Source organism: Chromobacterium subtsugae, from assembly GCF_035919665.1.
In the GTDB taxonomy this organism is placed as follows: domain Bacteria; phylum Pseudomonadota; class Gammaproteobacteria; order Burkholderiales; family Chromobacteriaceae; genus Chromobacterium; species Chromobacterium subtsugae.
This window is the reverse complement of sequence record NZ_CP142381.1, coordinates 1016386-1042908: the sequence shown is the minus strand read 5'-3', so window position 1 is coordinate 1042908 and position 26523 is coordinate 1016386. Positions and strand designations below refer to the sequence as shown.

Genomic DNA, 26523 nt, shown 5'->3' with positions numbered 1-26523 from the left:
AAACAATCTCAAAGCCTCAATATCAACCATGACACCCACCCAACCCATCCTCCCCGCCGAGCAGATCCGCGCCGGCGACGCCCCGCTGATGAGCCTGCCCGTGCTGCGGCCGCCGCCCGACATCTTCGCCCGCCGCGCCGCGCGGCTGCTGCAATTGGCCGACGGCCACGCGATGGCCGATTTTCTGCGGCTGTGCGCCGCCATCTGCCAGCAACAGCAGGCGCTGCACGACGCCTCCCGGCTGGATCCGCGCTCCGCGCTGGAAAAACTGCTCCAGTCGCTGGAGTCGGAACTGCCCGATCCGGTCCGGGGCTCTGCGGGCCTCTTGCTGGCGCAGGACGCCGCCGCGCTCAGCCGGCTGGCGGAACATCTGCTCAACGGCGAGTATCCGACGGACGGCCCGCTGTTCGCCGCCTTGCCGCTGCTGGGCGCCGCGCTGCAGGCGCAGGCCACGCGCAGCATCCGCCAGCGCCCGCTGCCCGAGCCGCAAAGCCAACAGGCGAGGTGCCCGTGCTGCGGCGGCCTGCCCTTGGCCTCGCTGCTGCTGCGCGGCGACAGCGGCCATGCCCAGCGCTACGTGCTGTGCTCGATGTGCAGCCATGCCTGGCCGGTGGGGCGGGTGCGCTGCCTGTCCTGCGGCAACAGCCGGGACCTGCATTACTACTCGCTGGCGGCGCAGGACCATGTCCCCGCCGCGCCCGACCATCAGCAACCGCACCAGGCGCGCGGCGCGCGCGAAGTGGAAGCCTGCGGCGAGTGCCATGGCGCGCTGAAGCAGATCTCGCTGCTGCTGGACACCAGCGCGGAAGCCGGCGCCGACGACCTGGCCAGCCTGGCGCTGGACCTGCTGGCCGGCGAGGCCGGCTTCGCCCGCATCGGCTTCAATCCGCTGTTTCTGCCTGGCCGGGAGCCGGCTTGAGATCCGCCCGCACTTGAGCCGCGGCCCCCGGCGCGAGATACTTGCCGTCAAACCGGCAATCACTCGCATGGACGCACGCATGACCCACCGCATCGTATTTGTAGAAGACGACGCCGATCTGGCGGAACTGATCAGCGACTTCCTGTCGCGCCATGAAATGGAAGTGGTGGTGGAGCCGCGCGGCGACGCCGCGCTGGACACCATCGCGCGCCAAGCGCCGGACATGGTGCTGCTGGACATCATGCTGCCCGGCAAGGACGGCCTGTCGATCTGCCGCGAGCTGCGCCCCAAGTTCGACGGCCCCATCATCATGCTGACCTCGCTGGACAGCGACATGAACCAGATCTTGGGCCTGGAGCTGGGCGCCAACGACTACATCCTGAAAACCACGCCGCCGTCGGTGCTGGTGGCGCGGCTGCGCGCGCAGCTGCGCAATCTGCGCCCGGCGCAAACGGCCGCGGAAGCGCAGCAGCCGGCCAAGGGCTCGCGCAAGGCGGTGTTCGGCCAGCTGTCGATCGACCCGGTCAGCCGCGACGTGGTGCTGGCCGGCGAGAAGATCCCGCTGTCCACCTCGGACTTCGACCTGCTGTGGCTGTTGGCCAGCCACGCCGGCGAAACGCTGAACCGCGACGTGCTGCTGAAGGAAATGCGCGGCGTCAGCTACGACGGCCTCGACCGCAGCATAGACGTGGCCATCTCGCGGCTGCGCAAGAAGCTGGGCGACAACCCCAGCGAACCGTTCCGCATCAAGACGGTGCGCAACCGCGGCTATCTGTTCTCGCTGTCCGGCTGGGAGTAAGCGCGGATGCGCCGTCTTTTCATCCAGTTCTACCTGCTGCTGATGTCCTGTTTCCTGGTGGCGGTGATCATGGTTGGCGTGGTTTACAAGCAGGCGGTGGACGATGTCGGCGAACGCTACCTGGCCGACCTGCTGCGCACCACGCTGTCGCTGATCGAGGCCGACCTGCGCGGCGTGCCGGAGGACCGCTGGAGCGAAACCCTGGCCAACGCCGACTACGGCTTCACCTTCCGCGTCAAAGTGGAAAAGATGAGCAACTACATCCTGGACGACGAGTCCAGGCAGGCGCTGGACCGCGGCGAAATCGTGATGCTGGAGGACAAATACCTGTTCCTGCAAAAGCTGCAGGACAGCAATTACCTGCTGGTGGCCGGCCCGCTGCGCTACCTGTTCTTCCTGCATAGGCTCAAGTGGTTCGACTACGCGCTGCTGGGCCTGTTGGGCCTGTCGCTGGCGATACCGGTGTTCCTGTGGATGCGGCCGCACTGGCGCGACCTGGTGGCGCTGGAGCGCGCCTCCGGCCGGCTGGCCAACGGCGACCTCTCCGCCCGCGTCGACCTGCCGCCGCACTCCGGCGTCCAGCACCTGGCCGTGGCGTTCAACCACATGGCCGACAACATCGGCGCGCTGATCAACAGCAAGAAAACGCTGACCAACGCCGTCGCCCATGAGCTGCGCACGCCGCTGGCGCGGTTGCGCTACCGGCTGGCGCTGCTGGAGGGCGACGAGGAGTCCAAGGAGCGCCAGGCGATAGAACGCGACCTCACCGCCATCGACAAGCTGGTGGAAGAGCTGCTGTTCCACGCCCGGCTGGACCGCCCGGAAGCGCCGCTGAAGCTGACCAGCTTCAACGCCATCCCCTGGGCGCGCGACCGCATCGCCGGCCAGGCGGCGCTGGCGCAGGAAATCCACTGGATAGAACCAGTGGGCGACACGCTGGAAATCATCGCCGACGAGCACCTGATCACCCGCGCGCTGGACAATCTGCTGTCCAACGCCCGCCGCCACGCCGGCTCCATCGTCGCCACCCATATCCTGATCGACAAGCAGCACTACTGCATCATCGTCGACGACGATGGCCCCGGCATTCCGGCCGAAGACCGCGAGCGGGTGTTCGACCCCTTCGTGCGGCTGGACGAGAGCCGCGGCCGCAAGACCGGCGGCCACGGCCTGGGCCTCGCCATCGTCGCCGGCATTGCCCGCGCCCATGGCGGCGACGTCAAAGTGGAAAGCTCGCCGATGGGCGGCGCGCGCTTTTTGCTTCGCTGGCCGACAGCCTGATGTACATTTTGTAACATAGAGATACACGCCTCCCCTAGACGCTCCCCCTTGCCATAGATAGCATCACGGCCTGAATTAGGACTTTTACGGGTCCGTTTCACCCCAATCGAAAGAAACTTAGGAGTTTCGTAAATGAAAAAGCTGGCTCTGCTCGCCCTGACCGCTGCTTTCAGCCTGGTATCCGCTAACGGTTTCGCCGCTGAAAAAGCTGCTGCTTCCGCTCCGGCCATCCACAAGGCCAAAAAAGTTGAAAAGAAAAAAGTAGCTTCCGCTGCTCAAAAAGCTCAAGCCGCCAAGGCTGACGCTTCCGCTCCGGCTAAAAAAGCTGCCAAAAAGCACGCTAAAAAGCACGTAGCCAAGAAAGACGCTTCCGCCGCTCAGAAAGCCCAAGCCGCCAAGGCCGACGCTTCCGCTCCGAAAGCCAAGAAGGCTCACAAGCACGCCGCTAAAAAGCACGCTGTGAAGAAAGAAGCTTCCGCTGCTCAAAAAGCTCAAGCCGCCAAGGCCGACGCTTCCGCTCCGAAAGCCAAGAAGGCTCACAAGCACGCCGCTAAAAAGCACGCTGTGAAGAAAGAAGCTTCCGCTGCTCAAAAAGCCCAAGCCGCCAAGGCCGACGCTTCCGCTCCGGTAGCCAAGAAGGCTCACAAGCACCACGCCAAGAAGCACGCTGCCAAGAAAGAAGCTTCCGCTGCTCAAAAAGCCCAAGCCGCCAAGGCCGACGCTTCCGCTCCGAAAGCCAAGAAGGCCAAGAAGCACGTAGCCAAGAAAGAAGCTTCCGCTCAGAAAGCCCAAGCCGCCAAGGCCGACGCTTCCGCTCCGGTAGCCAAGAAGGCTCACAAGCACCACGCTAAAAAGCACGCTGCCAAGAAAGAAGCTTCCGCTGCTCAAAAAGCACAAGCTGCCAAGGCAGACGCTTCCGCTCCGGCTAAAAAAGCTGCCCACAAGCACGCTAAAAAGCACGTAGCCAAGAAAGAAGCTTCCGCTGCTCAGAAAGCTCAAGCAGCCAAGAAAGAAGCTTCCGCTCCGGCCAAAAAAGCCGCTGCTAAAAAGCACGCTGGCAAGAAAGCCGCTGCTTCCGCCGCCAAGTAATTGACGCGCGAACGCCGCGGCTTTTCAGTTGCGGCGCTGTATTGCACGGGGCGCTCTGCGCCCCGTTTTCATTGCCAGGTGCCATCCGATGAAGCTGCCACGCCTTGCCCTCTGCCTGTCCCTGCTATCCACGCTCGCCCATGCCGCTCCGCTCAGCAAGGAGCACCGCATCCTGTTTTTCGGCAAGGACGACCGCGTGCTCGAACATCCCGACCACATGCCCTGGCAAACCGTGGGCCAGCTGGAAACCCGCTCCCGCACCATCTGCACTGGCACCCTGGTGGCGCCCGACGTGGTATTGACCGCCGGCCACTGCTTCGTCGACGAAAAGGGACGCTTCGACCCCGCCGTCAGCTTCACCGTGGGCCTGTGGGGCAATGAATACCAGGCGCTCAGCCGCATCAAGGAAGTGCAGGTGGACAAGGCCTTCCTGAAAGGATTGATCCACAAACGCGATGGCCTCTACATCCCGCCGCGCATCGCGCCGCGCGATTTCGCCTTCGTCCGGCTCGCCACGCCGCTGGGCCACAGCCAGGGCACCGTGCCGGTATTCTCCGGCGACGCCCAGGCGCTGAAGACGCTGTTGGCCAAGCAAAACTGGACCATCACCCAGGGCGGCTACCCGGTGGACGACCAGCGCCACCTGCGCGTGCACCACGGCTGCAAGGCCACCAAACTGCGCGACGACGGCCGCCTCACCCATCGCTGCGACACGCTGGAAGGCAATAGCGGCTCGCCCATCTTCGTCATCGACGCCAAGGGCCAGGCCACCATCGTCGCGGTGCAAAGCTCGGCGCCGCCGGCCTCCCGCCGCAAGCTGGAGGACAATATGAGCGTCTCCGCTCCGATGTTCCGCCAGGCGCTGCAGGCCTTCATCGCCAAATCGGCCAAGCCCGCCAAGCCGGCAAAATCGGCCCGCCCATGAAAAAAGCCGCCCGATGGGCGGCTTGTCGCATCTGCGGCGCGAACGCGCTCAGCCGGCCAGCGCCTGGCGCTGCAGCGCCAGCAATTCGCCTATGCCCTTGCGCGCCAGCGCCAGCATCGCCAGCATCTCCTCTTCGCTGAACGGCTCGCCTTCGGCGGTGCCCTGCACTTCGACGAAGCGGCCGCTGCCGGTCATCACCACGTTCATGTCCGTTTCGCAGGACGAATCTTCCGGATAATCGAGATCCAGCACCGGCTGTCCCTGATAGACGCCCACCGAGATGGCCGCCACCTGGTCGCGCAGCGGGCTGGCGTCCAGCTTGCCTGCCCGGATCAGCCCCTGGATCGCGTCGGCCAGCGCCACGTAGGCGCCGGTGATGCTGGCGGTGCGGGTGCCGCCGTCGGCCTGGATCACGTCGCAGTCGATGACGATCTGGCGCTCGCCCAACCTGGCCAGATCGATCACCGCGCGCAGCGAACGGCCGATCAGGCGCTGGATTTCCTGGGTGCGGCCGGATTGCTTGCCGGCGGCGGATTCGCGCCGCATGCGGCTGCCGGTGGAGCGCGGCAGCATGCCGTATTCCGCCGTCACCCAGCCCTGGCCCTTGCCCTTGAGGAAGGACGGCACCGTCTCCTCCACGCTGGCGGTGCAGATCACCTTGGTGTCGCCAAACTCCACCAGCACCGAGCCTTCGGCGTGCTTGGTGTAGCCTCGGGTCAGCCGCACGACGCGCATCGCGTCGGCACTACGTTGGGAAGGTCGCATGATGGCCTTGTCAAAGAAAGTGGAAACGGCGGCGATTATACCAGCCTCCGCCGGGCGGCCGGGCTCAGCTGCCCTTGCCCACCTGGCTGGCCAGGATTTCCTGATGCATGGTTTCCAGATTGGACTCCAGAATCAGCCGCCCGCCCTTCTGCGGCGGCGTCTTCTCGGTATCCAGCACATCGTCGCGATCGCCAAGCTCCACCGAATCGTCCAGCAGCGTGACCGCCAGCGCGGACAGATTGTCGCCGCCGGCGCCGGCGCGCCGCTCCGCCACATTGATCAGCGCCGGCAACACCTGGTTGACGTGGCGGCCGGCGAACACCTTTTCCATCTCGCCGTCCTGCACCTGCGACCACAGGCCGTCGGTGCACAACACGATGGAACAGCCCGGCCCCACTTCCTGGCGCTCGCCGATGTCGATGTCCGGGTCGCTGGTCGCCCCCAGGCAGTTGTAGATCTTGTTGCGGTCCGGGTGGGTTTTGGCGCCCTCCTCGCTGAGCAGGCCCTGGTCGATCAGGCGCTGCACCTGCGAATGGTCGCGCGAGCGCAGCCGCATGCCCTGCCCGTCCAGCAAGTAGAGCCTGGAGTCGCCGACATGGCACCAATACAGCTGGCCCTGCTGGATGATGGCCACCACCACGGTGGTGCTGGGCACGTCGGGCAGCCGGTGGTCGGCGGCGTATTCCAGGATCACCTGATGCACCGAACTGATGGCGTTGACCAGGAAGCGGTTGGGATAGCTGAGCGTCGGCGCGGCCTGCTGGTAGAACAGCTCGCTGAGTAGGTCCACCGTGATCTGCGCGGCCACTTCGCCGCGCATATGCCCGCCCATGCCGTCCGCCACCACCAGCATCACCGTATCGCGCGAATGCGCCAGCGCCAGCCTGTCCTGGTTGTAGCTGCGCCCTCCTATCCTGCTCTCCTGGAAAATCGACAGTTTCATTCGGTCCCCTCTCGATGGCGCCCGCCGGTCAGGCCGCGGATCCAGCCGACCAGCTTGTTGCCGTCGCCGGGCGGCGGCTCCGGCTGGCTGTATTCCGTCTCCTGCAGCCGCTTTTGCACCTCCATCACCGTGGCCGGCCGCAGATCCGGCGCCAGCGCCAGGCAGCGGTCGCACAATTCGGTCAGCTCGCGCGAATACAAGTGCCGGAACGCCTTGCCGGCCGGCTCCAGCCCATCCCGCTCCAGCCTCTCTCTGGCATTCGGCGGCGTGGCGCCGCCCATGCAAACGTACAGACAGGCGCCGATCGCGTAGATATCGGTCCACGGCCCCAGCGGCTGGTCTTTCTCATACTGCTCCGGGGCGGCGAAACCCGGCGTGTACATCGCGGCGAAATGCTTGTCGCGGCGCGACAGCGTCTGCCGCGCCGCGCCGAAGTCCAGCAGCAGCGGCACGCCGTTGCGCCGCAAATAGATATTGGCCGGCTTGATGTCCAGATGCAGCAGGCGCTGGCTATGCACCTCGCGCAGGCCGGACAGCAGCGCGGCGAACCACTTGCGGATCAGCCTTTCCTCCATCCGCCCCCCCGCCAGCTCCAGCTCGCGCCCCAGCGAGCGGCCGTCGGCGTACTCCATCACCATGTACACCGTCTGGTTGGCGCGGAAAAAATTGCTCACCCGCACCACGGTCGGATGCGCGATGCCCGACAACACCCGCCCTTCCTCGAAGAAACACTTCAAGCCCAGGTTGAAGGCGTCCCGGTCCATTTCGTGCGGCACCGTCACCTCGCCCTCGCGGTTGCGGTCGGCCAGGTTGCGCGGCAGATATTCCTTGATGGCGAACTTGTGGTCGTCATCATCCAAAGCCAGATAGACCACGCTGAAGCCGCCAACCGAAAGTTGGCGCACTATGGTGTACTCGGCGAGGCGGTAGCCTGCCGGCAGCGCGGTTTGCTTGCTGGATTGAGTCATCGGATGGCAGTTGTTATAGTGTCCACTGGCCCTGAATTGAGCTTAGCAAAGCAATTCGGGCCCGGCATTTGGAAATTGGACAGATACAGGAGCCCCGCATGATTCTGAGCATGACCGGCTTTGCCGCCGCTACCCGGGAATTCCCTGGCGGCATGTTGAGCCTCGAAGTTCGCGCCGTCAATCACCGTTACCTGGACGTGCAGATGCGCCTGCCGGAAGAGCTGCGCATCATCGAACCGCAGCTGCGCGAGCAGATCGCCGCCCGCGTCACCCGCGGCAAACTGGAGTGCCGCGTCGGCCTCAACCAGGTGGACAGCGCCGCCCCCACGCTGGAACTGAACCAGGCCTTCCTGAGCCGCCTGCTCGAGGTCTCCCGCGAAGTGCAGCAGCAAAGCGGCGAGAACAAAGGCTTGTCCGTCGGCGAACTGATGCGCTGGCCCGGCGTATTGAAAAGCAACGAACTGGCGCCCGAAGTGCTGCAACAGCTGTGCCTGGCGGCGCTGCAAACCGCGCTGGCCGACTTCAACGCCTCGCGCGGCCGCGAAGGCGAAAAACTGAAGGCGGTGCTGATCGAGCGCATCGAGTCGATGGAAGCCATCGTCGCCGCCATCAAACCGAAGCTGCCGCAAATCCTGGACAACTACATGGCCAAGCTGTCCGGCCGTCTGCAGGAAGCCCTGGGCAGCGTCGACGAAGACCGGCTGAAGCAGGAGTTCGCGCTGTTCGCGCAGAAGATAGACGTGGACGAGGAGCTGTCGCGCCTCACCACCCACCTGTCCGAAGTGCGCCGCATCCTGAAATCCGGCGGCCAATCCGGCAAGCGCCTGGACTTTTTGATGCAGGAACTGAACCGCGAAGCCAACACCCTGGGCTCCAAATCGGTCTCCACCGACACCACCCAGGCCTCGGTGGAACTGAAGGTGCTGATCGAGCAAATGCGCGAGCAGATTCAAAACATCGAGTAACACCTCACAACATCTCATCCCGTCTCACCGCAAGCGCCAAAGCCCCGTAAACCGGGGCTTTGTCATTTCATGATGTGACCTCCTCCCGCAAAAACGTAGCTGCGAAAAGTAGAGATTTCTGGCATAAGGCAGGAATGCCTACAGGAGCCGGGTCAGTCCAACATGCCCGAGCAGGCGCTGATCTTCCTGCGCCCGGCTGGAGCGTGGAGAGGCGATCCAGGCGTAGTAGCCACTGCGCCGAACTGGTACTGAATCTATTCCATAGGCTTAACTCTGTGTAGCTTCATGCTGAGCTCAGCTAGCTCAACAGCAAATTCGGGCGTAAGGATGATCGTTTCCTGCTCTAACCAACGTTGGGTTTCTTTAAGACGCAGAAGAGTCGGATGACTAAGGACAGTGCAGTCAGGCCAAGGAGCCCTGAAAGGTAGAGAGTGCGTATCTACTACCACAGCCGTGGCATCCGGAATCCAAAATACCGGATGCCGCTCGGCCACCTCCAAAGCTTCAGGAATTCGTATACCGTTGGGATCTAGGTCGCCGAAATGAACCCAAGGAATTTCAGAAGGTAGGCAGCCAATGAGTCGTGATGCCAGGGCGGTGTTCCAACCAGGGGAGTGAAGGAGCAGACAGCCTGGCGGTTTTGGGAGATCGACGAAAGTACCGAGGTTTTCGACTGTCAGGATGAAGTCGGGGAATGTGCCGATGAACTGCCACTCGGCATCGAAGGCGCGCTCTGGCAGAATTACCTCGGTTGTGAGGCGCTGCCAGAGTGTGAGATCGAAGTACTCCCCACTAGGCCCCTGGAGGCAAAGGCCGTCATTGACCCGGGCACGCAGAAGGTCATCCGTAGTGAGCGTCACTCCTGTGGGAGTAGCCGTTTCCCTCGACTTTGAGTGAGCCCCGGCGAATGCCGACCAGGTCTTGCGATTCAGGCGCTTGATGCCAGTAGGCAGGTCGAGATGCTCCCGACGAAGCTCACGTAGGCCGGCTGCGCTGGCTTTCTCGTTCAGGCCAGTAAAATGAGCTTCCGCGATAGCGTAGTCCGGCCAGCGCACAGCCAGGTAGTGGCGATAGTCCGTCAGCCGAACAGGAACCAGTTGGAAGATATCTTTCCGCTCCCGGATTGGGATCACTATCCCAAGGTCGTCTAAGTGTTCGATCAGGGGGGCGCTGGTCACCGCACGGCGAATCTCCCCTTGAAGGAGGAGGTTCAGGGCCAAAGCCCGCAGCTTGTCGTCGTCCCACCTCATGCGATGATGCGCTGGCCGCGGATCACGACCTGTTCGCGTTTGTTAACCTCCTGGCGCTGGAGGATGAAGATGGTCGAACGGCGGGGGCGCTCGAGGTCCGGCGCAGCGATGAGTGACTGGACATCCATGCGCTGGCAGAAGTCAGTGAAAGTGTCGAGCGCGTTCTGGTCGAGGCGTGTCGCTTCATCGAGCAGCACCTGCTGCATGGAGAAGCCCGCCGCCTTGCCGCTGATGCGCTTGGCCTCCTCGTTCCAAGTGCGCAGGATCATGATGAGGATGGCTGAGCCGACGCCGATGGCTTCACCGGTTGAGAGGCTGTCACTGACCGGCTCCCACACCCCCGTGATGCGCAGGACCTCAATCTTTAGGTTGAGGTAGTTCCGGTAATCGAGAATCTGGGCTCCGAGGATATTACCGCCGGCGATCTTCTTGTAGAGCCCAGACAGCACATCCTCAAGTGGAATATCCGTGTCGAAGAGGCTGTCCATTCCTGTGTCCTCGAGCGCCGCGAGCACACGCTTCATGGTCTCATTTTCCTCGAAACGGATCTGTACACCGCGGATAGAGCCAAAAGCGACAGCCTTCAACTCGTGGTTTAGCTTGGTGATCAGGCGGCGTGCGCTTTGAATGCGGGCACCAATGGCACCAGTGATGCCCACCGACTGGGTGCGCAGTTGGGACTCCTGAGCATCCAGGGTACGACGCAGTTCACCCATCTTATCCGCCATCTGGGCAAGCGCGACCTGTGGATCGTCGCTGGTGGCGATATTGCGAGGAATTCGTTGCTCGATATGACGATGCACCCGCTCCCAGATACGCAGAGTTAGGATGGCGCGACGTTCCTCTTGCAGGTCGGCAGTCTTGATCAGGGCTTCGACCTCCGCCGTGACGGTCGGATAAGCTTTTAGGCGCTCGATCAACTTGCCACCTTCGGCCCGTGATTCCGCAAAGGCCTGGATCGGATTACCGATCGTGTCAAAACGTTCCCGGTTTTTCTCGCTGTCAATCTTGCCCGTCAGGCCGACAGCGGCGATGGTTTTCCTCAATTCGCGCAAGGCTCGGCGTTCGGTGCGGATCGTATCGAATGCATCCCAAGATTTGCTCTGGGCCGCAGCCAGCGCCTTGTTGGCCGTGTCCAGTGCCGTTTCCAGGCGACCCTTTTGTTCGCTGGCCTTCTGGTGCCGATCGTAAGCTGCGTCTCGGGCTGTCGCCGTATTCTGGACAGTAGCCTTGGCGAACTCAAGTTCTTCGTCTGTCCCTTGCAAGCCCAGTGTCTTGAAGTTGTTTTTCGCTTTGGCTTGTTCGCCGCCTATTACTTGATGCTGCCGATAGGCTTCGCCATACGCGTCATGGGCCTTGCGCAAACCTTCCCGCATCACCTCGAGATACTTGAGCGTACGCTCCCTGTGCCCTTCCGCAACATCAAGCTGGGCCTGCAAAGACTCCATGATGCTCGACTGCTCATCATGAACACGCTTTTCTTCGGCATAGGCAAAGTGAGGGAGTACAGTCACCAGGCTTGCCAGGGAGTCGCGCTTTATGTTGAGCGCTACTCGCTGCTTGCTCCATTCGTTGACCTGGGCGGCCAGGCGTTCCCGCTCCCGGGAATCTGGCACTTTCCGGAGGATCGGCAGATCCTTGAGGATGGTTTGCACCGGCCCGTGGAAGCGCTGCACCCGGTCTTGCGCCGCTTGGGCAGCTTCGAGTTGGGCCGACAGTCGGCGCACTTCCTCGGCATAATTCGGGGGGTCGATCAGGTCTTTTTGCGGCTCCAGGCTCTGATATTTCTTTTTACGAGTGGCCACTTCGGCAAGTTGCCGCTCGAAGTTCACCAGGGTATTTTTGAGTGAGTTTCGGGCGATTTCTAGGCCAGTCAGCCGAGACTTTTCACTGGTAAGTGTCGGTTCGGGGTCGGGAGCCCAGGCGCCCTTTCCCAACGCTAATAACTGGTTTCCAAGTGATATGCGGCGCTTCCACAAGAGCTCGGTTTCGCTCAGATCGCGTAGGCGTGCCTCGTCTGCGCTTAACTGTCCCTCGAGTCGCGCAATTTCCGCCTCTCGTGCGCGTCGTCCGAGGGCCGGCCGCTCGGGACGACGGGTGACACGCACCCCCTCGATGTCGCCCAAATGCTCCTCAATGATTTCGCTATCCCCCACGGACTGGGCTTCTCGTTGATGCGACACCGCCTCCTCAGCAACAAACAACAGATTGTCTGGCCGATCAAGAAATTCAGTGGCCTGCTTGGCCGCTAGGGCTGGGGCGCTGACTACGATTGCTTCTACCCAGGTGCCAAGGCGAGCCTCAGCGACGGCGGCGTCCTCAGCGCTCAATTCGTCGAAATAGCTGGCAAAGAGGGTACCGTCCAGATGTTCGGCTAGGGCACCGATCCGCTGATCGAGCATGCCGGACTGGCTTCTCAACGCGTCGATGCGCTCCCGGATTCGGCGGATGCTGGACTCGAGCTGGACCCGAGATTCATGTACTTCCTCGGCCGCCTGCTGCCAGGTGTGCCACAGGGCTTCGCACTCTGTACGGACCTGCGTCTCTTCCAGCGCTACCCCACCGTCTCCCAACTGCGTGCGCAATTCGCTCGCACGCCGGAATTGACGAGCGGCTTCCTCTAGGTCTGGCAAGGCTTCCTTGATATCGGCAATCTGCTGGTTGGTTTCGGCCAGCGCATCGCTCTGGACCTGCTTTTCGGCCTCTAACCGTTCGCTGGTCGCATTGGTCAGGGCAATGTCATCCTCCAGCGCTGCCCGCGACGTGATGCCAAGGGTACGAGCGGCCTCCTGAATGGTTGCTTGTTGGCTAGCCAGCTGTTTCGTTCGGATGAGTGATGAGGAGAGCGTCTCCGCCGTTGCGGCCAAGGCCTGCATCTCGCGCAGCCAGCTGTCGAGACGCAGCGCCTCCGGGTAGGCCTCCTGGGGTCCCACGCCCTCACGCCCATCATCAGCCAGGATCCGGTTCAGTTCGACCAGCAGCCGATCGAAGTTCTTCTTCTGGTCGTCAAACGCATCCAAGTCGGCTTCGGTGCGGGTCAGATGCTCTGTGATATTGTCATACCGGGCATCGTATTCTTCATTGTAGGCCTTCGCTTCATCCGGCCGCAGCTTGGAATTGTTTAACGCCGCTTGCGCCGCGGCCAGGCACTTCTGAGCTGCCTCGAAAAGCATCGCCCGCTTGACTAGCGCCTCCACCGCCTTGTTGAGATCACCTAGTTCGCGAGAAATCCGACTGGTCTCTGCAGAGGCCGCCTTGTCCGCGGTGGTCGCCGCTGTTTCATCGGCTTGTGCTTTGTCCAACGCCGTCTTTGCCTGGAGGCTTTCCGCTTCGAGGTCAATGAGGCGCTCAGCCCGATTCTCGATTTCGATCCGCAGTTCCCAGGCCGTTTTCGTCCTGTCACGCTCCTCAATGGCCTTTGTCACAGCCTTGTCCGCCGCTTGATAGGCGTCCTTGAGATCCACCTCCTCCTGGACGATACGCTTCAAGTCCGCTTGCAACGATTCGGCTGTAGCTCGTTCTTCCCGTACCAAGACTTTCTGGTCGTTCCACTTCTGCTGCGTCTGGCCGTATTTGCTGAGCGCACCGTAATAGGCGTACGACGACATCTTCCAGCCGGCGTCAAAGAGGCCGCTGATCTCGGCGTGGGCCGAGGAGGCCTGGTCGAGTTCGTGCCGGGTGTGTCTGCATTGTCCCAGGCACTCGCGCAGGTTGGTGACGCGGCGTTCGAGCGACTGGTCTTCGGTGAAAAGGTAATTCCGTAGCCCGCTGCGGGTGAGGGTGGCGAGCGAGGAGCCTGACATGGAGCTCGCCAGGATTCGGTAGAAGCGTTCCTGCTCCTCGTAGTTCATCATCGGCATAGGGGTGATGCCGGCCTCGTAAAGGGCGCGCATATAGTTCTGCAAGGTACTGTGAGTCGTCACCTTGCCGCCCAAGAGGGCGAGGTGATCCTTCAACTGCTGGTAGGTCGGAATCCGGATGAGGCTACTGTCGCGCACGAGGAAGGCGTCGTACGGATCGACCATCTCAGGCAGGCCTTCGAGGGTGAAGAGCTTGAGGTCGATGTGGGGCATGTTACCGCGGGTGAGCAACACCCCGGCCCAGAGGCGCGTACCCTTGGGTGTCTGCCATTCGAGAAGGGTGTAGCAGGGGCCCTCCCCCAGGCGCCCCCAGAGCGTCGCGTCACCTGCCTTGCCAGCCTCGTCGCTGGTCACGTTCTTGAACGAAAGGAACCGCAGGTTCGGAATGATGGCCGTCAGGTACGCAGCCATCACTGTCGTCTTGCCGGCGCCATTTGGTCCCTGGAGACCCGTTAGGTGGCGATCGATCTCGAAGCAGTGAAAGAGGATGCCTTTCCAGTTGGTAATGATGAGGCGTAGGGCGTGGGCGCGCTGCATTGGGCCTCCTTAGGCGTTGTCCAGGGAGTCCGCATCCAGGAAATTGGACGGCTTGTCGGCGATTTCTTCGATTTCTCCCTCGCGCAGGAGACGCGTCAGGGCATCACCGAGTGATTCGCTGCCCCGTACTGGATCGGCAAAGCGCATGATCGAGATGTACGGCACGGCCACGGCGGTCTCGCCCTGGCCCTCTCGATGGATGAAACCCAGGCGCTTCAGCTCGGCGAGTGACGAGCGGACGACTTCCCGGAGCTTCCGGGCATCGACTGCGGTGTCTTTGCCGCGCCTACGCTCAATGTAGCCGAGAAGCCGCTCCTGGCCGAGGATATGTTCCATCAGTTCGATGATGCTGGACTCCGGAATGCGGCCGTTGTCGGCGAGCCACTTCGGGTCGAGGCGCATGAGGGCGAGAGTCTGGCCGACCAGCATATCCACGGCGGAGAGGTGCCGGTTACCTAGGGGCGGCGGCACGTGGTTCTTGTCGGGAAGGAGATAGAAGTAGCCTTCACTGCCGCACACAAGGCGGACGTTATACGCCTCATAGAAGCGCTCGAGATAGGGCTGCGCAGTGGCAATGAAATCATAGAGAAAGATGTCGGGGCTCGCTGAGATATGCTTGCCACGGCGCAACTCCAGATCAGCCTTGGCAAACTGGGGATCGGCGATCACATCGGCAATGGTTTCATAGGCCAAGGTCGGACTCCTTTTCAGGCCGCGTGGTAATTTGAAGCGACTGGGCTTCCAGCCTCGGCGTGAAGGAAATCCAGGCCTGGCGCACGATTTGGTTCGGTACGATCCCAAGGCGCAGGAGGCTCGGTGTGGCGCGGGCGAGCAGCGTGAACCACTGCTCGTCGGTAAATCCAGTAGCTTCCTCGAGCACTGCGGCGACGAGATCGATTTGCCCGGCCTGTTCGAGTCGCTCGACCAGGCGCTCAATAATCACATTGATCGGGTCATCGAGGGGCGCCTCGTAATTCTCGATCCCCCTCCGGTTGAGCATCTCTTCCTCAAGTTGTAGCACCGTCTCAGGGGTAGCGCGTTGGACTGTGCGCAGGTGCCGGAAGGGATCCGGCTCGACGCCCAGGAGGGTGTAAGGGTGGGAGGGGTATTGCCGCAACTGGTCCCTGAGGCGCGTGCGCAACCGATTGTCCGGATCCACCTGGATCACCAGGCGGATGTATTCGTTCACAGTGCGGAAATAATCGGTCCAGGCATTGATCCGGCTATCGCTCCAGGCACGGATGCGCAGGAGCTGGTTCCGGGCTCGTTCTGTGAGTAGGGTGACCTCGGCTGGACACGCGTCGATATCCCCGATTTCCAGAAGCATGCGGCTCAGGGATTCTGTGTGCTCGGCCAGCACAGCGTTGAGTTCCCTCAGGGTATCGCCGACGCTCACCAGCATGGCCGTACAGGTATCGACCGCCTTGGCCCAGCTCTGCTCGAAGAGCTTGCTGATATCGGTCCGCAATTGGATATGAATGGCGTCCAACCCGCGTTGGCGCTGGTCGATGGAGGCAACCAGTTGAAGCACAACAAAGCGCAGAGGCATTACTACCTGCGTTTCCCAGTGCGCAGTGTCTCCGCCAGCTTGTGCCGCCGCCACGATGGCAGCGAGCTCGGTGCGCATCCGAACCAGCATGAACTCCAGGCTTTGCCTGGTCAGGACCCGCTCACCTTCCATGTATTCGCCCAATGCCATTCCGAGCGGGGAGAGCGTAAATTCACCTTCGGTACTGACGCCACCTAGGTCTGTGCGTAAGAGGAGGCCTTGAAGCTTCAGGCGTGCAATGAGGCGCGTGCTGCGCTGTGCTATTGTTTCGGGATCACCATGGATCAGTTCGTTCAGCGGTATGTAAAGCTCGCGCAGCTTCCCCTCATCGACCACCGCTTCAATCCGGTCGTTCAGAAAGGCATGGATACCTGCAATGAAAGTGAGCTCCTCCTTGCCGAGGTCCAACGCATAACCGGCGTGCCAGGCTTCTGCCATGATTCCCGGTATGGTTAGCACTTCATCGGTCGAATTGCCGACAGATTCGCTGCTCGGTATCGTCCCGTCGGGCAGGGAAGGTTTAGCAATCATGGAATTATTCTTTTGGCGTAGAACTCGATTCTACGCCTATCCTATAAAGGTTGGTCAACACAGGATGATTCTAAAAGACCGGTTACGACCTCACAGATACGCCAACAAACAGAGCACTCTTCATAATCGTGTACCCAAGGGTGTACCCAAACGAAAAACTCGAATAAACAAACCCAATAGCAGAAATGGTCTGTCCCATTCCCCGTGGACACTAACTTAAGGTGGATAATCCCCACCAAGGAGCAGTGTTCATGATCAAGACCAGACGTACTTTCCCGGAGGCCCTCAAGCGCGAAGCGGTTGAGCAGGTACTTGCCGGCACCCCGTTACGGCATGTTGCCCAAGCCTTCGACATTACCGAGTCGCTGCTGGGCAAGTGGAAGCGTCAACTCCAAGACGCAGGACCCGATGCCTTCCCTGGCCGAGGCAAACAGACCGGTGAAGCCGCCGAGCTCAAGCGACTGCGGGATGAACTGGCCCGCGTTACCATGGAGCGCGATGTCCTAAAAAAGGCGCTCGCCATCTTCTCGCAACCCATGAAGTGAAATTCCGCGCGATTCAGGCGCTGTCGGACCGCTACCCGGTAGCCCCGATGTGCCAACTGTTTCGTGTGTCCCGCAGTGGCTACTATGCGTGGCTACACCGCCCACCTTCGGCGCGAGAGATGGCGAACCGACAACTACTACGTGAAATCCGGCTGGTGCATGCCGAGGTCAATGGTATTTATGGCCATCGGCGTATTCATGCCGAACTTCTTGCACAGGGCTTCGCCTGCGGGCGGCATCGCATCGCGGGCCTGATGCGGCGAAACGGTATCAGGGTTAGAACTCGTAAACATTGTCGACCCGTCAGTGGTGGTCAACACCTTCTACCCGTGGCGCCTAATCTGCTGCAGCGACAATTTGCTGCTGGTGGCGACATCAATCAGCGTTGGGTGTCGGATATGACCTATATCCGGACCGGTGAAGGGTGGCTGTACCTGGCGGTGGTGCTCGACTTGTACTCCCGGGCGATAGTGGGCTGGGCCATGCATCATCGAATGCAGCAAGAACTGGTGCATGCTGCCCTGACGATGGCAGTGGCGCGCCGCCAGCCTTCAGGAGAGGTGATTCTGCATTCGGACCGCGGGAGTCAGTACTGTGCCTTTGACTACCAGGCATTGCTGAAACGGCACGGAATGGTACCGAGCCACTCCCGCACCGGGAACTGCTGGGATAATGCAGCGATGGAGAGCTTCTTCCGTTCATTGAAGTCGGAACGTGTTTATCTGACCCACTACCGGAGCTACGAGGAGGCGCGTACGGATGTGTTTGATTACATCCGCTTTTACAATCACCAACGACGTCATTCAACCCTGGGGTATCTGACCCCGATTGAATTCGAACGCCGCCGTTCAGAGCTTAGTGCTTAACCCTCTGTCCATGGGGAGTGGGACAGACCAGAAAGGCTTTTATCAACCTACTCAGCAAACAAATTCATCACGACGCGTCACTGCGTGTCAGCGAAATCACAGAAGCCCCTCCAGCCGGGGCTTTTCTGTATCCCCTGGCCTTTTCCTGCGCCTGCGTCCTCAGCAGCCACCGCCACACCGCGGCCCCCTCCGCCTGAAATACCATTTAATGACATCAAATTATTTAAATAACTCTTAACAATGGCGGCAAGGTTTGTGACTCAAGCCAGGCTGGCCGGCGACGATAACGGGTTTATGCCGTGATGCATCCGCACCGCAAGCCACGCTCGATCACAGTGGCAAGCCGGGCAAAGACGACGTTGGACAGCAATGACACCGGCCCCCGCCGGTTTGAATGGAAAAGGAAACATCATGAGCGTAAGCAGCATCGGTGGCGGCGCATCCAACTGGCCCGTCCAGAACAGCGGTTCCGCCACTTGGCAGCAGAACCAGCAAAACTTCCAGCAGCTGGCTTCCGCGCTGCAGTCCGGCAACCTCGGCCAGGCGCAATCGGCCTACTCCAGCCTGACCGCCAACCTGCCGAATGGCGGCAACGGCTCCGGCTCGCAGAGCAACAGCCCGTTCGCCCAGCTTGGCCAGGCGCTGCAAAGCGGCAATCTGCAAAGCGCGCAGCAAGCCTTCCAGACGCTGCAAAGCCAGCACTCCGGCCACCACCATCGCCATGGCGGCGGCGGCGGCGGCGAATCGAGCGGCGCCGACGCTTCGACCTCCACCAGCGCTTCCAGCAATAGCGGCGGCACTGTCGGCTCGCTGCTCGACACCACTGCTTGATACCGCCAGCAAAACGCCCGCCCCACGCGGGCGTTTTGCTTTGCCAAGCCGGCGGCGATGGCCAGCCTATCGGTGTCCTGCTGCAGCACTGAGATATATCCATCCGCTTTCGCCGCCTCTAGAACATTCCGGCCTGCCCGCAAAACAAAACCGCCCTTCCAATAGGAAAGGCGGTCTTGTTTTGGTCGCGGAGATGCGCCGCGGCAGCTCAACAGGAAGCGACTTCCAGGCCATGCTCCTGGAAGTAGCGGGTCCAGAACGGGCTGGCCTGGATCATTTCATCCAGCCGCCGCGCTAGCGCCTCGCTTTCGTCAAACTTGCCCATCAGGTTTTTGCACTCGATCACCTTGTACATCGCCAAAGCATGGTCATTGCGCAGCAGCAAGACATTGCTGAAGGTTTCCAGCGCCCGCTCGTAATTGCCGTACTTCAAATCGGAGTTGCGCAGGAAGTTCATCTCCAGATTGATATCGTAGGCGACGGCCTCTATCTGCGCCGGCGTGAAGTCCTTGGTTTCGACGACGCATTTCTTGTAGCCTGCCATCCGGATATCGCCCTTGATCTGGCCATTCTTCACCGCATTGATATACATCTCGCTGCCGGCCAACGGCGTGGCGACATTGATTCGATACCAATTCGCATCCAAAGAGCGCAAAAACTCCCTGGTATCGTCGATATCGCGCAGCGTTTCGCCCGGCATGCCGATAATGATGTTGCAGTCGGTATAAATGCCCAAATCCCGGCAATCCTCGACCACCCGATTGGTAATCGACAGCTTCAGCGGTTTTTTCATTACCTCTTTCAACACCCGCGCGCTGCCAGACTCGACCGCCAGCGTCAATTGACGCACGCCGGTTCGGTACAGCTCCTCCAGCATCGGCCGATCCAAAGCGTACAAGGCCAAGGCATTGGGGAAAAAGCAAACCAGGTTCAGCTTTTGCGCGATCTTCAGCACGCTTTTCGCCCAGTCCTTGTCCCACAGGAACATATCGTCCTCTATCACCAAGGTATTGGGCGAATACCGTTCGCATAAATCGAAAAGTTCGCGCTCGATTCTCTCGATGGAAAAGCTGCGCATCTTGCGACCATGCACGGTATGCGCGGCGCAGAAGGTGCAATGGAATGGGCAGCCGCGGCTACCCATATAGGTTATATAGTTTGTTCTATCCCCAATCGAGGTATAGGCTTTGATGGTAGGGTTAAGATGATACGCCTCCAGATCGATGCAATCGTAATCAAGATCGGGAATTTCATCGAGATTGGAGATGAAGTTATGCTGGTAGAGGGCGCCGGCCTTCACGCTCTCCCGAGTCACCCACTGGGCGGAGGCATTGCAGTAATCCTGCTTGTTTTCCGCCGCCATCAGCTCCGACAGGGGCAACTCCCCTTCTCCGAAACAAAGCGCGTCAAAAGCCTCTGGACTATCCGCAAACACTTCGCGATACATGGTTGTGGGGAGGTTGCCACCGCAAATCCGGAATGCCTGAGGGAAAATCTGCTTCGAAATATCCGCCAAGCTCAAAAGATTTTCATACCCGGTGATGAACAAGGAGGAAAAACCTATCAGATCCGGCTCAAAACCAGACTTCTTCACAGAGGACAGCACTCTTTCAAACCAGTCATGAAAGGAAGTGGCGTCAGGATCATCCCAAGTCTGGTGTATTTCCGTGTTGAAATCGATTACCTTGACTTCAGCATCGCATTTTTCCTTCAGCCATGCGCTGATGGTCAACACGCCAAGCGGGACGTCGGTAATCAGCACGCCATATCTCTTGCCGTTCGCGTGAGTCCAATACTTGCTATTGGCGGATGGATTGACAAAAGCCTCAAAGGTAATGTTAGGCGGGATAATCAATAAACACTTGGAAGACATTGTTGACCTCGCGAACATGTAATCAATCCAGGATGCATCGCCTTTCAAACATCGACATGATAGCGCCAAGCAGCCGGCGCCACAGCCCTTATCCTGCTCTCCACTTCTATCGGACAATAGGGATATACCTTGAGACAGCCATTTCTTCCACTCGCCCCGCCTTGAGAGAGCCGCCGGACAAGAATGGGAAAAAGCAATACAAAATGCTCATTCCAAGACATAAAATGCACAACTCAACCAATCACTGAGCCTGCTTTAAAAAAACATTGCAAACAGCACGCCCTAGGCTAGCGCCGCGTCTATCAATATATGCGCTGAGATGCGCGTAAAAATCAAGCCGTCAATGCAGAAATCGATAGCGCGCGCGAGCGCCGGGCGGCGCCGAGAACATCGCCGACCCCGCCTGCGCATCCGCACCACTCACCGCCCGGCCGCGGCATCCGCCACGCGCCGCAGCGCGCACCCGCGCGGTTTGGACCGGCCGCAGCCCAGCAAGAGAATGACATTCGCACAAAAAAATCCCCATATCGGCAAAGCTGAGGCTGTCGCACCACGTCAGCGCCAGGATCGGGACAAAAAGGTGCTTATTTAGCTTTCTTGCTGCCGGAAAATCACGGAAAATAAGGCTTTACCCTTCGCGAAAGACGCACACCATGACCAAAGCCGAACTGATTGCCCTTCTCTCCGACAAGTCCGGCCTCAACAAGGCCGATGTACTGCGTGTTCTGGGCGCCTTCGACGAAGTGCTGCTGGACACCCTGGCCAACAACGGCGAGCTGAGCATCGTTGCCGGCAAGTTCAAGGTGAAGGAAAGCGCCGCCCGCACCGGCCGCAATCCGAAAACCGGCGAAACCATTCAAATCGCCGCCAAGCGCAAAGTGGCGTTTGTTGCCAGCAAGCAGCTGAAAGACCGCATCGCCTAAGCTTTGCGCGATCGGCAGATATGAAAAACGGGCCGGTTTCACCGGCCCGTTTTGCGTGTGGGCGCCGCTCAGTTCTGCTGCCAGATCAGGCGGGCGATAGCGGAAGAGTCCAACTCCCCCTCGCCTTGCCCCACCAGTTGGTCTATCAGTTGCATCGTCCGTTCCGCCGCCGGCAGGCTGATGCCCTGCTCGCGCGCGGTATCCATCACGATGTGCATGTCCTTGGCGTGCAGCTTGGCTTTGAAGCCCGGCGCGTAATTGTCGTCTATCATCCGCTGGCCATGCACGTCCAGCACCCGGCTCTGGGCGAAACCGCCCAACAGCGCCGCGCGCACCGGCGCCGGGTCAACGTCGCAGGCCCGCGCCAGCTTGACGATTTCCGCCACCGCCGCCACCCCCACCGCCACCGCGATCTGATTGCACGCTTTCGCCACCTGGCCGGCGCCGCTGGCGCCGATGTGGGTGATGGTCTGCCCCATCGCCTGCAGCGCCGGCCTGGCTTTCTCCAGCGCCTGAGCGTTGCCGCCCGCCATGATGGTGAGCGTGCCGTTGATCGCGCCGACTTCGCCGCCGGATACCGGGCAGTCGAGAAATTCGACGCCATGCTCGGCTAGCCGCGCGGCGATCCGGCGCGCGCCGTTGGGGGCGATGGTGCTCATGTCCACGCATACCAAGCCGGGCCGCGCGCCTTGCGCCGCGCCGCCCTCGCCCAACAATACGGACTCGACGTCAGCGGTATCCGACACATTGGTCACCAGCACTTCCACCTGCCCAGCCAGCTCCGCCGGGCTATCGGCCCAGGATGCGCCGGCCGCCAGCGCCTCGGCGGCGCTCTCCTTGCGCCGCGCCCATACGCTGACCTGATGGCCGGCTTTCAGCAGGTTGATGACGCAAGGGCGGCCCATGATGCCCAAGCCGATGTATCCGATATGCATGCCAGTCTCCGATTGATCGTCCTTGATCGGCAGAGCATAGGCGATTGCGCAAAGCTGCGCCAGCAGGGGATGCGGGAATCAGATCAGGGATTGCTGACCGGGGTTTTGCGGCCCGCCAGCCAGTCTTCGAACTCGGCCTGGCCATCGCCGGCCTGCCGTTCCAGGTAATAGACGAAGGCCAGGATTTCAGCCACCGCGCGGTAGAGTTCGGGGGGAATGTGCTTGTCCATGTCGACCTGCATCAGCAAGGACACCAGTTCCGGCGAATCGTGAACGAACACGCCGGCCTCCTGCGCGCATTCGATGATGCGCTGCGCCATCTGGCCGTAGCCTTTCGCCACCACGCGCGGCGAGCGCTGGCCATCTTGATAGGAAAGCGCCACCGCCGAACGGCGCTTGTCGTCATTCTGCGGGTTCATTCTGATTCACCACCAAGCTGGCCAGCGTCAAACCGGCGGCCGCCATGCCGTTTTGCAGCCGGGCCGCGTTCTGCTGAATTCTCTGTCCGGTTTCGCCTTCGTCGGCGCTGAATGAAACCTGGACCGACTGGCCGACCATCCGCACCCGCACCGCCATGCCGCCCAAGGCCGGCAGCTCCAGCGCCAGGCTGGTGTTCCAGACCGGGATATCTTCCTGGCCATCGCCGCGGCGCTCGTTCTGCAGCGCCTCCTGCTCGATTTGCAGCTGCATCGGCTGCCCAGGCCAGGCCATGCCCTGGAACTGCACCGCGCGGTTCTCCAAACCATCCAGTTGCCGCTGCACCAGGCCGCCCAGCTCCTGCAGCTGGGGCCGGGTCTGCGACTGGCTGGTCTTCGAGCCATCGTCCAGCGCCAGCGCATGCAAGGTCAGCGTCAACTTGGCTTGCGGCTCCTGCTTGAGCTGCTCGATCGGATGCAGGCCGTTGCTGAAATCCTTCAGATGCGACTCGTAAAACAAACCGCTTTGCTTGACGTCCTGCTGCAGCTGCTTGGCCAGCACCGCGGGCGGATGCTCGGCGGCATCCAGTTGCAACGGCTTGCTGGGCGCGGCGGATTCGTCGGAAGCGCCAAGCAGGGTGGTGAGGTAGCGCGACGCCTGGCTGAGCTTGACCGCCACCGAGCCGTCCTGCGCCGGCGGCGCATCCTTGCCGCCCTCTTGCAGGGCGAAGGTGAGAGCCGGCTCCAGCGAAACCACTTTCAGATTCAGCGTATCGCCGGATGGATTGACGCCCGGCGGCAGGCTGAGGGTGAACAGCCCATTCTTGATCAGCACCGCCAGCTGGTTATTGCCCAGTTGATCGGCCACTTTGGCAGTCAGCAACTCGCCTATCATCAGCGATGGCAGGCGGGAAGGCTGAACCAGCGCCTCCAGCAAGCGGGCGCCGTCTACCGGGGCCCTCAGCTGGTTCAGGGTTTGCGCGCCTTGCGTGGTGGTGGCGATCGCATTGGGCAGTGAAGGAATCATGAAGTGGGACTGTTACGATAAAGTGAGACGATCAACTCCGCTTCGCTGCGGGAAATGCCGCAACGCGACGCCACTTCGGACGCGGTGAGCCCCTGGCGTATCATTTCGATCGCCTGATTGTACGGGCTGAGTCCCGGCGCCGCCTGCGCCTGGTGCTCGCTCCGCGATTGCAGCCGGGCCACCTCGCGCTGCAGCGAGCTGATCTGCTGCTGCTGCTGATCCAGGTACAGCGAAGTGAGGCTGTCGCGCTTGCTTTCCAGCCGCTGCAGCCTGCCGAAAAGGTAGACCATGGCAACCGCCAGCGTCAGCCAGAGCACGACCATCAGATATGGGAAGAAGGCGCCGGACATGGAAAATTCCCCTCGGGTGAACATCCGCATTGACTTTAAGTGTATGGCGAAATACGGCACAACCCAAGTCAAAACCCCATCACCCGACAAGCAGTTGCGGCGCTTTTACGGCCAGGCCGCGCATCCGGCCGGCAGAGCCGGCATCGCTCACGCCTTGTATTGCCGGCTTAGCTTGGAACTCTGGCTCAACGCCCTCAGCTCATGCTTGACCTGCTCGGCCCAGGAAGCGATTTGCTGCTGGGTTTGCACCCGCAAGCCAAGCACCCGGCGCAAGGTATCGCGTTGTGCGCCGCTCAATTGCTGCGATTCGCCGGCCTCGAGCCGCTTCAGCAATTGCTGGGTGTAGGCTTCCTGGCTGCGGTACAACTCCACGAATCGGGGCCGATCATGGCTGCGCGCCACCTCCAGCGTTTGCGCCGCCAGCGGCTCCAGCGCGTCGATCAAATCTGCCAGCCCCTCGGCGCTCATCGCGAATTGCTGCTCCATGGCTGCCGTCACGCTCCCGATTGCGCGCTAGCGTCGTGCTGCTTCGCCGCGTTGGCCTTATCCACCTGCTGCCATGCCGGCAGGATGGTTTCCAGCAGGCCGCGGACTTCGGCGATGATTTCCTTGTCGTTCTTCAGGCTGGCCTTGGCCAGGCGAAGCTTCATGTACAGGTAGAGATCGTTGAGGTTGGCCGCGGCCTCGGACGCCTGATCCAGGTCCAGGGCGATCCGCAGCCCTTCCAGGATATCCACGGTCTTGGAGATCATCCGCGCCTTCTCGTCGAAACGGCCGGCATCCATCGCGATGCTCGCCGCGCCCAGCGCCTTGATGGCCCCTTCATACAGCATCACAACTATGCCAACCGGGCTCGCTCCGTATACCGCAGTTTTCAAGGCGTCATTGGCGTAAGCCTGATTGAACTGCTTGAGCATTCGCGAATTCAGCATGGGTCACCATCATTTCTAAAGCTACCGGACGGCTTATGCCGCCCGGCGTGATCTTACTTGGAAATCAGGTTGAACAGGCTGTTCGAACCCGACTGCATCTGGGCCAAAGTCTTGTTCAGCGCCGTGTATTGCTGAATCAGCTGGGTTTGCTTGGAGTCCAGCCTGGCCTGAAGCGAACTCTGCAGCTGGGTTTCGGTGCTGACCTTGCTCTTGATCGTGGCCCGGCTGGTTTCAATCAACCCTGTCGGCCCCAGCATGCCGTTGATCTCGGTATTGAAACGCTGGGCGAAACCGGTGTTGGCCGGGTTGCCGAACAGATTGGTCACCGCTTGCTTGTCTTTTTTCAGGGCGTCGTTGAACGCGGTCTGGTCCAGCTTCAGGGTGCCGTCCTTCTGCAACGAGATGCCCGCCTGCGACAGGAACGCCACCGAATTGACCGGATCCGCGCCCGCCACCGGCGTGGACAATACCTGCTGCAGCCGGGTCTGGATATCCAGTATCGACGCATTGCCTTTCATAGCGCCGGAACGGGCGGCCTTGACGTCGCCGACCACCTGGTTGTACGCGTCGACAAAAGCCTGGAGGTTCTTGCCGACCCCGGCGCTGTCCGGCGCCAGCGACACCGTGAACGTGCCGGCCTTGTACAAGTCGACTTCCGCGCCGGGAACCGCGTTGGACACCTTGTTGCTGCCGGCGGTGATGGCCACGCCATTCACCGTCAGGCTGGCATCCTGGGCATCCTGCGATTCCTTGGCGCCATTGTCGCTTTGCGACAGCCCCGCCAGCGTCGAACCGCCGGTCTTGCCGCTATCTGTGCCGCCGCCGGTGATGGTGAACTTGTTGTCGTTGCCCGATTCCGACGAAGCCAGCACCAGCTTGTACTGGCTGCCGTTCTGCACGATGGTGGCGTTCAAACCGATGCCGGCCGCGTTGATCTTGTCGTTGATCGTCTGCAGCGACACCGCTTCGTCCGGCTTGTCGCGCAGCTTCACGGTCTGCGTCTTGCCATTGATCTGGAAGGTCAGCTGGTCCGGCGCGCCGGCTATCGTCGCTTTCGGATCGGTAATATTCTTCCCGCCGGACTGGTCGAACACCAGCTGCCGGTTGGTCGCCAGATTGCTTACCGAAATCTGGTAGGTGCCGGCATTGCCGCCGCTGGTGGTGGAAACCGCCGCCATCGACGCATCGCTGACCGACGCCTTGAACACTTGCAGAAAACGGCCGGACGACAGGCTCGTCATGGCGGTCTGCAGGGCCGACAACGACGAACTGAGCTTGCCGACGGTGCTGAGCTGGGTGTTGTATTGGTCCGCCCGGCCCTGGCTTGCCGTCAACGGCTGTCTTTCAATCATCATCAGCTGGCTGACGATGCCCTGAACATCCAATGCACCCACGGAACTGGTAATGGCTGTCATGTTATATCCATGTTATAGCCGCATCGGGA

25 protein-coding genes are annotated in these 26523 nt (G+C 61.2%); 10 read left to right on the top strand and 15 right to left on the bottom strand.

The annotated features are described in order from the left end of the window. Window positions 1-28: 28 nt before the first annotated feature. The 5 genes from fdhE to U6115_RS05030 all read left to right on the top strand — a co-directional run bounded on the left by fdhE (window position 29) and on the right by U6115_RS05030 (window position 5013). The gene (gene fdhE / locus U6115_RS05050; protein WP_043578541.1) at window positions 29-919 is read left to right on the top strand and encodes a formate dehydrogenase accessory protein FdhE domain-containing protein; all 891 of its coding nucleotides are present in this window, start codon (window positions 29-31) and stop codon (window positions 917-919) included. 79 nt (window positions 920-998) lie between these two features. Continuing rightward, complete coding sequence (gene rstA / locus U6115_RS05045; protein ID WP_043578811.1) at window positions 999-1718, top strand: two-component system response regulator RstA; 720 nt, start codon at window positions 999-1001, stop codon at window positions 1716-1718. A 6-nt stretch (window positions 1719-1724) separates the two neighbouring features. Continuing rightward, window positions 1725-2999: a two-component system sensor histidine kinase RstB gene (rstB, locus tag U6115_RS05040; protein ID WP_043578537.1), complete on the top strand. Its 1275-nt coding sequence runs from the start codon at window positions 1725-1727 to the stop codon at window positions 2997-2999. Between the two features lie 132 nt (window positions 3000-3131). Further along, window positions 3132-4088, top strand: a complete 957-nt coding sequence (locus U6115_RS05035) for a hypothetical protein (RefSeq protein ID WP_146008365.1) — start codon at window positions 3132-3134, stop codon at window positions 4086-4088. Window positions 4089-4176: 88 nt separating this feature from the next. Further along, window positions 4177-5013 carry a trypsin-like serine peptidase gene (locus U6115_RS05030; RefSeq protein WP_047238636.1) on the top strand — a complete coding sequence of 279 codons (837 nt, stop codon included), beginning with the start codon at window positions 4177-4179 and terminating at the stop codon, window positions 5011-5013. Window positions 5014-5061: 48 nt separating this feature from the next. On the opposite strand, the gene rph is transcribed toward U6115_RS05030, so the two are convergent. The 3 genes from rph to U6115_RS05015 form a co-directional block, all read right to left on the bottom strand. Beyond that, complete coding sequence (gene rph / locus U6115_RS05025; RefSeq protein ID WP_043581304.1) at window positions 5062-5778, bottom strand: ribonuclease PH; 717 nt, start codon at window positions 5776-5778, stop codon at window positions 5062-5064. Window positions 5779-5842: 64 nt separating this feature from the next. Further along, on the bottom strand, window positions 5843-6721 hold the full coding sequence (locus U6115_RS05020) for a PP2C family protein-serine/threonine phosphatase (protein WP_043581302.1): 879 nt from the start codon (window positions 6719-6721) through the stop codon (window positions 5843-5845). Then, the gene (locus tag U6115_RS05015) at window positions 6718-7689 is read right to left on the bottom strand and encodes a serine/threonine protein kinase (RefSeq protein WP_043581299.1); all 972 of its coding nucleotides are present in this window, start codon (window positions 7687-7689) and stop codon (window positions 6718-6720) included. The genes U6115_RS05020 and U6115_RS05015 overlap by 4 nt, the downstream gene beginning before the upstream one ends. A gap of 98 nt (window positions 7690-7787) precedes the next feature. Between U6115_RS05015 and U6115_RS05010 the strand changes: the two genes are divergently transcribed. Then, the gene (locus tag U6115_RS05010; protein ID WP_043581297.1) at window positions 7788-8654 is read left to right on the top strand and encodes a YicC/YloC family endoribonuclease; all 867 of its coding nucleotides are present in this window, start codon (window positions 7788-7790) and stop codon (window positions 8652-8654) included. Between the two features lie 254 nt (window positions 8655-8908). Here U6115_RS05010 and U6115_RS05005 read toward each other — a convergent pair whose 3' ends face one another. Genes U6115_RS05005 through U6115_RS04990 form a run of 4 tightly spaced genes read right to left on the bottom strand, consistent with a single transcriptional unit; the run spans window position 8909 to window position 16381 of the window. Continuing rightward, on the bottom strand, window positions 8909-9904 hold the full coding sequence (locus U6115_RS05005; RefSeq protein ID WP_052258456.1) for a Wadjet anti-phage system protein JetD domain-containing protein: 996 nt from the start codon (window positions 9902-9904) through the stop codon (window positions 8909-8911). Then, the gene (mukB, locus tag U6115_RS05000; protein WP_043581296.1) at window positions 9901-14301 is read right to left on the bottom strand and encodes a chromosome partition protein MukB; all 4401 of its coding nucleotides are present in this window, start codon (window positions 14299-14301) and stop codon (window positions 9901-9903) included. The genes U6115_RS05005 and mukB overlap by 4 nt, the downstream gene beginning before the upstream one ends. A 9-nt stretch (window positions 14302-14310) precedes the next feature. Further along, on the bottom strand, window positions 14311-14994 hold the full coding sequence (locus U6115_RS04995; RefSeq protein WP_043581294.1) for a chromosome partition protein MukE: 684 nt from the start codon (window positions 14992-14994) through the stop codon (window positions 14311-14313). Continuing rightward, window positions 14984-16381 carry a hypothetical protein gene (locus U6115_RS04990; RefSeq protein WP_080770375.1) on the bottom strand — a complete coding sequence of 466 codons (1398 nt, stop codon included), beginning with the start codon at window positions 16379-16381 and terminating at the stop codon, window positions 14984-14986. Before U6115_RS04990 ends, U6115_RS04995 begins: the two co-directional genes overlap by 11 nt. Window positions 16382-16632: 251 nt before the next feature. Between U6115_RS04990 and U6115_RS04985 the strand changes: the two genes are divergently transcribed. The 3 genes from U6115_RS04985 (at window position 16633) to U6115_RS04975 (ending at window position 18623) form a co-directional block, all read left to right on the top strand. Further along, a complete protein-coding gene (locus U6115_RS04985; RefSeq protein ID WP_043580908.1) occupies window positions 16633-16926 on the top strand; it encodes a transposase in 294 nt (97 codons plus the stop codon). After that, window positions 16923-17792, top strand: coding sequence for an IS3 family transposase (locus tag U6115_RS04980; RefSeq protein ID WP_101527471.1), 870 nt, complete (start codon window positions 16923-16925; stop codon window positions 17790-17792). The genes U6115_RS04985 and U6115_RS04980 overlap by 4 nt, the downstream gene beginning before the upstream one ends. A gap of 411 nt (window positions 17793-18203) precedes the next feature. Next, window positions 18204-18623, top strand: a complete 420-nt coding sequence (locus U6115_RS04975) for a hypothetical protein (RefSeq protein WP_043579815.1) — start codon at window positions 18204-18206, stop codon at window positions 18621-18623. 208 nt (window positions 18624-18831) lie between these two features. Here U6115_RS04975 and U6115_RS04970 read toward each other — a convergent pair whose 3' ends face one another. After that, window positions 18832-20385 (bottom strand): B12-binding domain-containing radical SAM protein, encoded by a 1554-nt coding sequence (locus U6115_RS04970; RefSeq protein WP_160309861.1) that lies wholly within the window; start codon window positions 20383-20385, stop codon window positions 18832-18834. 764 nt (window positions 20386-21149) lie between these two features. Between U6115_RS04970 and U6115_RS04965 the strand changes: the two genes are divergently transcribed. Continuing rightward, on the top strand, window positions 21150-21419 hold the full coding sequence (locus tag U6115_RS04965; RefSeq protein WP_043579811.1) for an HU family DNA-binding protein: 270 nt from the start codon (window positions 21150-21152) through the stop codon (window positions 21417-21419). Window positions 21420-21487: 68 nt separating this feature from the next. Here the strand turns inward: U6115_RS04965 and U6115_RS04960 are convergent, their stop codons facing one another. The 7 genes from U6115_RS04960 to fliD form a co-directional block, all read right to left on the bottom strand. Continuing rightward, window positions 21488-22354, bottom strand: coding sequence for an NAD(P)-dependent oxidoreductase (locus U6115_RS04960; RefSeq protein WP_043579809.1), 867 nt, complete (start codon window positions 22352-22354; stop codon window positions 21488-21490). Window positions 22355-22437: 83 nt separating this feature from the next. Further along, window positions 22438-22773, bottom strand: coding sequence for an EscU/YscU/HrcU family type III secretion system export apparatus switch protein (locus U6115_RS04955; protein ID WP_043579807.1), 336 nt, complete (start codon window positions 22771-22773; stop codon window positions 22438-22440). Continuing rightward, a complete protein-coding gene (gene fliK / locus U6115_RS04950; RefSeq protein ID WP_052258343.1) occupies window positions 22757-23797 on the bottom strand; it encodes a flagellar hook-length control protein FliK in 1041 nt (346 codons plus the stop codon). Before fliK ends, U6115_RS04955 begins: the two co-directional genes overlap by 17 nt. Further along, entirely contained in the window at window positions 23794-24147 is a 354-nt protein-coding gene (locus U6115_RS04945) for a DUF2802 domain-containing protein (protein WP_043579805.1), read from the bottom strand. Before U6115_RS04945 ends, fliK begins: the two co-directional genes overlap by 4 nt. A gap of 147 nt (window positions 24148-24294) precedes the next feature. Then, window positions 24295-24633, bottom strand: a complete 339-nt coding sequence (gene fliT / locus U6115_RS04940) for a flagellar protein FliT (RefSeq protein ID WP_043579802.1) — start codon at window positions 24631-24633, stop codon at window positions 24295-24297. Window positions 24634-24641: 8 nt separating this feature from the next. Continuing rightward, window positions 24642-25079, bottom strand: coding sequence for a flagellar export chaperone FliS (gene fliS, locus U6115_RS04935; protein WP_043579800.1), 438 nt, complete (start codon window positions 25077-25079; stop codon window positions 24642-24644). Window positions 25080-25132: 53 nt separating this feature from the next. Beyond that, window positions 25133-26494 carry a flagellar filament capping protein FliD gene (gene fliD, locus U6115_RS04930; protein ID WP_043579798.1) on the bottom strand — a complete coding sequence of 454 codons (1362 nt, stop codon included), beginning with the start codon at window positions 26492-26494 and terminating at the stop codon, window positions 25133-25135. Window positions 26495-26523: the final 29 nt, after the last annotated feature.